Annotated in this window: 11 protein-coding genes; all 11 read left to right on the forward strand. The window is 72.5% G+C overall.

All coding sequences use genetic code 11. From position 1 onward, the window contains the following. Positions 1–28: 28 nt before the first annotated feature. The 11 genes from ACWEKM_RS24835 (at position 29) to ACWEKM_RS24885 (ending at position 8,137) form a co-directional block, all read left to right on the forward strand. Complete coding sequence (locus ACWEKM_RS24835) at positions 29–2,149, forward strand: chromosome segregation protein ParM (protein WP_451623411.1); 2,121 nt, start codon at positions 29–31, stop codon at positions 2,147–2,149. A gap of 78 nt (positions 2,150–2,227) precedes the next feature. Beyond that, positions 2,228–2,416 (forward strand): hypothetical protein, encoded by a 189-nt coding sequence (locus tag ACWEKM_RS24840; RefSeq protein WP_451623412.1) that lies wholly within the window; start codon positions 2,228–2,230, stop codon positions 2,414–2,416. 68 nt (positions 2,417–2,484) lie between these two features. Beyond that, positions 2,485–3,045, forward strand: coding sequence for a DUF6197 family protein (locus ACWEKM_RS24845; RefSeq protein WP_451623413.1), 561 nt, complete (start codon positions 2,485–2,487; stop codon positions 3,043–3,045). Between the two features lie 344 nt (positions 3,046–3,389). Further along, a complete protein-coding gene (locus ACWEKM_RS24850) occupies positions 3,390–3,857 on the forward strand; it encodes an RRQRL motif-containing zinc-binding protein (RefSeq protein WP_451623414.1) in 468 nt (155 codons plus the stop codon). 121 nt (positions 3,858–3,978) lie between these two features. Further along, positions 3,979–4,488, forward strand: a complete 510-nt coding sequence (locus ACWEKM_RS24855) for a hypothetical protein (protein WP_451623415.1) — start codon at positions 3,979–3,981, stop codon at positions 4,486–4,488. Further along, a complete protein-coding gene (locus ACWEKM_RS24860) occupies positions 4,485–4,835 on the forward strand; it encodes a hypothetical protein (RefSeq protein WP_451623416.1) in 351 nt (116 codons plus the stop codon). The genes ACWEKM_RS24855 and ACWEKM_RS24860 overlap by 4 nt, the downstream gene beginning before the upstream one ends. Next, a complete protein-coding gene (locus ACWEKM_RS24865) occupies positions 4,832–5,818 on the forward strand; it encodes an AAA family ATPase (RefSeq protein ID WP_451623417.1) in 987 nt (328 codons plus the stop codon). Before ACWEKM_RS24860 ends, ACWEKM_RS24865 begins: the two co-directional genes overlap by 4 nt. A gap of 52 nt (positions 5,819–5,870) precedes the next feature. Continuing rightward, on the forward strand, positions 5,871–6,011 hold the full coding sequence (locus tag ACWEKM_RS24870) for a hypothetical protein (RefSeq protein WP_451623418.1): 141 nt from the start codon (positions 5,871–5,873) through the stop codon (positions 6,009–6,011). Between the two features lie 103 nt (positions 6,012–6,114). Continuing rightward, entirely contained in the window at positions 6,115–6,882 is a 768-nt protein-coding gene (locus tag ACWEKM_RS24875) for a hypothetical protein (RefSeq protein WP_451623419.1), read from the forward strand. Between the two features lie 116 nt (positions 6,883–6,998). Next, positions 6,999–7,763, forward strand: a complete 765-nt coding sequence (locus tag ACWEKM_RS24880; protein WP_451623420.1) for a hypothetical protein — start codon at positions 6,999–7,001, stop codon at positions 7,761–7,763. A gap of 122 nt (positions 7,764–7,885) precedes the next feature. Further along, positions 7,886–8,137, forward strand: coding sequence for a hypothetical protein (locus ACWEKM_RS24885; RefSeq protein ID WP_451623421.1), 252 nt, complete (start codon positions 7,886–7,888; stop codon positions 8,135–8,137). Positions 8,138–8,258: the final 121 nt, after the last annotated feature.

An 8,258-nucleotide genomic window follows, 5' to 3' on the forward strand; every position in this document is an offset into this window, starting at 1 on the left:
ATCGTCACTCCCGAAGGAGAAACCCCTCGTGTCCGTGCCGCGCAGCGTCGCCCTGGAGCGCACCCTGTACACCCTGGCCGCCCCGGTCCTCGCCGCGGCCCCGAACCTCTCCCCCGACAGCCCCGTCAACACGGTCGTGCAGCTGGCGGGCGCCGTCGGCGTCGGCGGCTGGGTCCTGGCGTACAAGAGCGACGAGCCCGGCACGGGACGCAAGTTCCTGCGCTGGTCACCGCTCGTGCTGGCCGCCGCCGTCGACGTCGCCGCGAGGCACACGCCCGGCTGGGGCCCCTACTGCCTGGACGCCCTGCTCGCCGCCGGGTGGGCGGCGGCCGGCCTGCTGGTGATGCCGTTCTCCCGGCACACCCGCCGCCGTCACCGGCCCGCCCTCGCCGCCCCGGCCCCCGCACCGCAGCTCCAGCCCGCCGCGCCCGAGCCGTCCCCAGCGCAGCCGGACGACGGCGCCGACCATTTCACCCGGCAGGTCCGTCAGTTGTGGGAGAACCGCGGCATGCCCGGCCGCACCATCGTCGTCAAGGCCACCCCGCACGACGGCATGCCCAACGACCTGTCGCTGCTGCTGCGCGCCTCCGAGGCCGGACGGCCGATCTCCGGTCTCACCCAGGATGTGGTCGCCGCCGCGTTCAGCGTGGACGTCACCGACGTGACCTTCAGGGAGGTTGTCCGGCAGTACGGGCGCGAGGGCGGCCCCGCCTGGAAGGAGGTCGACGTCACCCCCGACGCGAACGAGCGGCGCCGCAAGGCCCCCACCGCCCACGAGTGGTGGGCCGACCGGATCGGCGCCGTCGGCGGGCCGGTGCCCGGCTCGCAGTTCGTCAAGGAGGTCCGCGACCACGCCCGCCGGGTCACCCACTACATCGCCCAGGTCCCCGACGAGGCGGGCGAGCCGCGCGTCAACAAGCACGCCCTGGCGGCCGCGCTGAAGACCAAGTACGACGAAGGCCGACTGTTCGTCACCGTCGACGGCAGCCAGGTCCTGGTCTCCCTGTGGGACAGCTCGCCGCTCGCGCAGGTCTTCCCCGCAACAAGGGAGCTGCTGACCCCGGACAAGGACGGCCGGTGGGTGACCGGCTACCTCGGCAACGGCCAGCCCGCCCGCAACCGCGTCTACACCGACCGGGGCGCAGCGCACGGCCTGTTCGTCGCTCCGTCCGGTGGCGGCAAGACCCAGCTGATGGGCCTGCACGTCGCGGCCGACGCCCTGTTCGGCGCCGTGGTCATGCTGGCCACCGAAGCCCCGGACGAGAAGACCGCCGCACTGGGCAAGCACACCGCCCGCTACGGCGTCGGCGCGCTCTACATGATCCGGCTCCTGCGGGTCCTGTACGCGCTCATGGAGATCCGCGGCGAGATGCCGTGGGAGGACGGCGAGGTCCACGAGTGGGACCCGACCCGGCCGGGCTGCCCGTACCGGATGCTGTCCGCCTACCTCGATGAGTTCCTCTCCGCCGCCCGCGACGGCGACTACGGCGCGGAGATCATGGACCTCGCGGAGCTGGTGTCGGTCAAGGGCCGCAAGTACGCGGTCGGCCTGAAGGTGGCCGGCCAGTCCATCTACGTCCAGGACGGGTTCACGCAGCTGCTGTGCGAGAACCTGCGTGAGAACTGCATCCCGGTCGTGCTCAAGGTCGCGCCGAAGAAGGTCGGCGACATGTTCAAGGCCCTGGGCATCCCGCCCGAGCACGTCCCCGACCCGCTTCCCCGCTCCTTCTCCCCTGCTGAGGCAGGCCGGATCGAGCGCGTGATGCGCGGCGAGCCCGAGCCGCCAGCCGACTCCAACACCGGCGGCGCGGGCTGGATCGTGGAAGGCACGCAGCCGGACGTCCTGCGCACGCTGTTCATGGACTTCAAGGCCGGTATCGACGGCTACTTCCCCGACACTGTCGCCACCCTGACCGACTACGAGATCCGCGAGCTCGAAGCGCGGGACCTGTGGTTCGACTGGACCGAGCCGCCCCGGCCCGGCGAGTTCGGCGACGAGCCGGGCGACGGCGAGGACGGCGACGACGACGGTGCTCCCAAGAAGGGCGGCGGCCCGCGCCGCGGCGGCGGGAAGTCCGCCACGCGCCGCGACGCGGTCACCTCGCCCCGCCAGGCGCTGGAGGCCATCAAGAACCTCTCCGGCGTCTGACCCACCCCCGCAGCCAACGCTCGCAGGGCCCGGCCGCACCGGCCGGGCCCTGCCCACACCTGGAAGGACACACCGCCCGTGGCCGTATCGATCTCCGCCGTCGTCCTGCTCGGCATCGTCGTCTTCGTCCTCATCCGGGGCGGCTCCGTACGCCTCCTGCCCGCCCTGGCCTGCGCCGGGTTCGGCTTCTTCCTCGCCTCCACCGGCGCCGCACCGTTCATCACCGACGTGATCAGCACCGTCACCGGCTGGATCTCCGGCATCTGACAACGCCCCGGCCGCCGGCGTCGAAGGCCGCCACCCCACCCCGCGCCTTCGACGCCCCAGGAGCCCCGATGCCGCACACCCCGACCAGCCCCGTCATAGACCAGCCCGCCCCGACCACTCGCGCCGCCACAGCACCCGCGCCGCCGGCGGAACTGTCCCTCGAGGAACGCCTGACGTTCATCAACGCGGCGATGAGCGTGAGGCTGGACGAAGCCAAGGTCGCCTACGAGGTCAACACGGCACACATCGACACCGAGCCCGTGGACCTGGCCGACGTCGTCACTGTCCCGCTGACCCCGACGCTCCAGCCTCCGCCGGAGCCTTCCCCGACCCCGGTTGCTGCCCTTCTGCAGCGGGCCCACCACCGGCTACTCACCGGCGGCTGGTGCTCCGGCGCCCTGGTCGACGAGGACGGCGCCCGCTGCATGCTCGGGGCCATCCGGATCGAGGCTCGCGGCGACAGCGGCCTGGAAGCCGACGCGGCCACCGTGCTCCTGGACGCGATCCGCCGTACGTTCGGCGACGACGTCGACTCCGTGCCGTCATTCAACGACGCACACGGTTCCGCCCGCGTCCCGCTCCGCATGGTCTACCAGGCCGCCGGCCTCGCCGACGCCCGCGGCCTCTGACCCGTTCCGGACCACCTGCCTCGCACTCGAACCCACGCGGTCGGGCGCGGACCAGGCCGTCCGGCCCGCGCACCACCGCCCACCCCCCCGCGCCTGGTCCCCGCCCTACCCGACGCCCTACCCGACCAGGGCGGGGCGAGGGCTGGACAGGCCGACCGGCCGCCTCGCACCGCGCCCGCCGACGAACCGTCGGCGGGCGTCGTGCTTGCTGTCCACCGACATCTGGAGGAACCGCTCATGCTCATCCCCAGACCGCGCCGCCGGATCGGCCGACCCTGCCCGCAGCGTCCCGGCCCCCGCTACCCGCACCGCCCTCAGCAGCTGCCCGGCGCCTGGAGCAGGTGATGCCGCGCCAGAAGACGAGGCGCCGCCGCCGCGAGGTGAACCGGGTGCCGCGCAGTGACGCGGCGCTGCCCGAGTACGACCGCAGCACGGTGCCCGAAGGGCTCGTCACCAGGCGGCAGTTGCGGGACATGGGCCTGAGCCCCGGTGACAACGAGGGTCCGGTCGCGATCCTGCGCTGCAAGCTGTGCGCCACCCGGCCGCAGTGGTCGTGCACCCATCCCACCCGCGGCTTCCTGCTCCGCGTCGACCTGGCCAAGCCCAAGCGCAAGGCGACGCTCGCTCAGGAAGAGGCGCTGGACCGGGCGATGGCAGCGAGGTCCACGTGCCCCCGGTGCCGTCGGCGGTACTACTTCTGCCTCCCGCTGCGCACCCAGGGCGTCTGCGACCCCTGCGACAAGGGCTTCGAGCCCAGCCCCGGCACCTACATGGCGTCCACGGCCCCGGTTGTCCACCGGCTGGCCGCGTGAGCCGAACCCCGTCCCGACCGTCCAGACCGGGACGGGCCCGTACAACCCGGGCGGCCGCAGCACCGGCAAAGGTCGGCCGCCCGCTCCCTCACCCCGTTTCGAGATCAGGAGAGAACCCAGCATGCAGCATCGCCCCGCCGTCTTCGCCGCCCTGCTCGGACTGACCCGCGCGGCCAGCGCCCTCGGAGACTTCTGGATCCAGGACGACTTCTGCGCTCGCGTGAAGGGCGCCTCCGACGACCACCCGGTCACCTACGAGGACCCGGACACGAAGGAGAAGACGACCCACGGCACGGCCGACGGCCGCAAGGCGTGCCTTCACCACTGCCTGACCTACACGGTCACGCAGGCGATCGTCGCCGGGGCCGGCGCCCGCGCGCTCGGCATCCGGGTCCACCCGGCCGCCGCCGCGGCCGCGCTCGCCATCTCCTTCACGACCCACTACGCCGCGGACCGACGCGTCCCGGGCAAGGGCCTGCTGGAGAGGATCGCCACCAAGACCGGCAAGGGCAACTTCTACAAGCTCGCCGACTTCGGCATGAACGGCGCCTTCCACCTCGACTCCGCCTGGCATCACGGCTGGGAAACGGTCGCCGCCCTGGTCGCCACCACCAAGGCCACCACCCGGTGACCGGCCGCACCCGCACCCGCCTGGACCGGGTGCGCGCCTCCGTCGGCATCGCTGCCCTCGCCGTCCAGCAGATCGAGGACGACCTGAACGCCGACGACGTCGACGCCCTCGTGCTCGCCGCGATCCTGCGCGAGCTCCAGGAGGACGTCGACGTCCCCGGCGGCCTCTTCCCCGCCCTCGCGCAGATGGTCACCGCCGCCGCCCGCCGGGCGGAGCAGATCGAGCCCGACCGCGACGGTGACGCCTCCTGCCCCCTGCACGAGGCCGCCGCCCTGATCACCGACAACGCCGGGCAGCGCCTGAACTGGGCTGCCTGCTCCCTCGACCCGCAAGGAGATGTCGCATGACCTCGGTTCTGTACCCGGAACTGCCCGAGAACGGGCTGATCGTGCTGATCGGCGCCTCCGGCGCGGGCAAGTCCACGCTCGCCCGCACCTGGCCGGCCTCCCAGGTCCTCTCCCTCGATGCTCTGCGCGGCACGGTCAGCGACGACTCCGGCGACCAGGACGCGACCGGCGACGCCGCCGACGTCCTCAAGCTGATCCTGGAGCGCCGGATGGCCCGCAAGCTCAACACGGTCATCGACGCCACCAACGTCGAACAGGCCGTGCGGGTGGAGCTGGTGATGGCCGCCAAGCGGCACGGCATGCCGACCGTCGCGGTCGTCGTCGCCACGTCAGTGTCGCTGTGCCTGGAGCGGCAGGGCCCGCGGCCGGACAACCGGCGCGTTCCCGAGGACGTCGTCCGTGCCCAGCACCAGGCCATGGTCTACTCGCACCAGCGGCTCGCGGCCGAAGGATTCAACACGGTCGTCTTCGCCGACGCCCTGTACCGCCTGGAGCTGTTCCTGGAGCGGCTCTCGCAGGTCCGGGAGGCCGATCTCGGGCGCGACGGCAGCGATGGCCTGGGCGGCCTGTGGCTGGCCCGCCGCTTCTTCGGCCCGGAGATCCTGCCGTTGTGGCGGTGGCGGCCGGGCTCGGGCCTGGTGACTGGCCGGGACCGCGTCGCGGAGATCCGCCTCGGGCAGCAGTCCCTCACCCTCGCGCTGCGCGAGGACGTCGATGGCGAGGGCGACTTCGGCTTCGACGTCCTGCTGCCCTGCCCCGTCGACCCGGAGTGCGCCGGGCCGGCGTGGGCGCCGGTCTACTCGGTCACCGACCTGCACAAGGCGCTGACCGGCGCCATGGACAGCGACCCGGACACCGTCTGCACCGTCCACCGCGGATTCGACGACGTCGACCAGGAGGCCGACGACCACGACCTCCAGGGCGACGACCCCGAAGGCCGCGCCGACCTGGAAGCGCAGTACGCGGACGCGGTCCGCGCGTGAGCCCGTGCCGCCGATGAGCACCCCTGCACGGAGAAGGAGATGAACAGCCGCGATGACGAACCTCGGCCGAGGCGAGGCCGCCGACGACTACCTGGACGCCCGGCGCCGGTACGGGCCGGACTCCCCCGAGGCGGAGCAGGCCGCCGAGGCCCTGGAGCAGCTCCTCAAGCGCCCGGAGGAGAGCACCGGATGAGCACCATCTGGGGCGCCCGCGTCAGCGCGGGCGCCCCGCGCACCCCGATCGACAGCCAGTTATGAGCGGCTCCGGCCGCCGACACCCCTGATGGAGGACCCCCATGGCTCGCAAGCCTGTCACCTGGTACATCGCCACCCCCGCCGACGGGATCATCGAACTCTCCCGGCGGGCCGGGACGCCGGTCAGCCTTGCCGACGCTGTCGGTCAGGTCGTCGAACACCCCAACCCCTGCCGCAACAAGTGGTTCGACGAGAGCGACTTCTCGTACTTCCGCATGGTCAAGCGCGTCGGCGAGGCACTGGAGGACACCGGTATCTGGCCCGTCACCTGGCCGGTACGGCTGTGGATCGTGGAGCCCGTCGGCGACACCGGCAACTGGAGCCAGCACCACTACCCCTACCGGCTCCTCGCCCACCAGATCCGCGTCGTTGAGGAGACCGACGCCTGGCGCGCCCTCGGGGCCGGCGGCCGTGAGGTCCTGGACGTCATCCAGCAGCAGGTCCCCGAGCGGGCCGCCCGGTGGGCCGCCGACTGGGACGCCGACCCCGAGGGCATGCGCGAGCGGCGCTGGAACTGGGAGCTGTGCGGCGGGCGGAACAGCGGCAGCGGCTCGTGGGCGCGGTCGGTGGCCCTCGCGACCTCCCGTGCCTGGCGCGAGTCGGCCGCACACAGGTGGTCCGAGCGCCTGGCGGGCGAAGCCGCCAACCGGCTCCTCGCCGACACCGACGTCAGCCGGGACGCCCGCCACTACGCCTGGAGCCGCGCCGTCGACCTGACCGTGGCCGCCCAGCACCAGGACCGGTTCGACGCGTATGTCCTCGACGCCCTGCGCGGCGTCGACCTGGACAGCGCCACGGCAGCCGCCTGACCTGCACAAACAAAAAAGGCATCCTTAAAAGATGCCAACCTCTAGAAATGCATCCTTCAAGGATGCATTATTGATGTGCGGGGGCCATCCCCGCCCTCTCCGACCAAGGAGCAGCCTTGACCAGCGAGAAGATCCACGTCATGAACACCGCCGGCGCCACCGAGCTGGACCTGTCGGTCTCCAACGGCGCGGTCAACGTCACCGTCGACCCCAAGGCCGTCTACGGCCGGGTCCGCGTGCACACCGCCGCCACCGAGGGCCCCGTCGCCGACGCGGTGAACGACACCCAGTTCACCGAGCTCGGCAACACGCTCACCGTCGCCGTCCCCGACGACCTGGCCGGCGGGATCAGCGGCAGCAACGTCGTGCAGATCGGCGGCTCCACCTTCAGCTTCAACGGCGGCGTCGTGAACACCGGCACCATGACCGGCGTGACCATCAGCGACGGCGACGTCTGGGTCGGCGGCCAGCGCATCGTGGCCAACGGCCAGGTCGTCGTGCAGCAGGGTGCCAAGGTCGGCGGCGCGACCGGCACGATCACCGTCGACGTCATCCTGCCCGCCGCCTCCTCGCTGGCCGTGAGCACGAAGAGCGCGGAGACGACCGTGCGCGGCGGCCTGGAGACCATCCGCTTCGACGCCCGCAATGGCTCGCTCCAGGCGGGCGGCGTGAAGGTCCTGGAAGCGGAGACCCACAACGGCTCCGTCCTGGTCGACAGCGTCGGCCAGGAGCTGGAGGCGAGCACGCACAACGGCTCCATCACCGTCGGCGCCTACAACGGCCGCCGCGGCTCCGCCCGCACCCACAACGGCAACATCCGGGTGCGCGGAGCCGGTCACCTGGACCTGAAGACGTCCACCCACAACGGCCGCGTCTGGTGAACTCACCCCGGGGCGGCCGCCATCCCGGCCAAGGTTCGCCGGCCGCCCCGGGCCTCCCGACCCGCTCCAAGAAGGAGCAGGGGGCAGACACATCGTCCCTCAACTCCCCACTGGAGTCAGCCATGACCCCGCGCCCCGACGACCAGGCCCGCGCCGAACTGCGCGCCCTGGTCGCCCAGGCCAGCAAGCGCCGCGACGTCGAACACGAGCGCATCGAGACCGAGTTCTGGCAGGAGATCGACCGCCTCCAGAGCCGGTACCACGGCGCGCAGCAGGACATCGCCGACGCCCTCGACGTCAAGCGCAACCAGATCCTGCGGCAGACCAAGCGCTACCGGTCCGCCGATCAGGACCCCGACGCCGACAACGGCTGAACCCGCACCGTCGTTCCGGCCCGACCCCCCCCCGGGCCGGACCCCCCCCCCCCCCCCCCCCGGGCCCCGCCGGGGTTTCACGCCCCCCAACCCCGGATGGCCCGGCCGGGCGGGGGGCCCA

Source organism: Streptomyces sp. NPDC004752 (assembly GCF_053601275.1).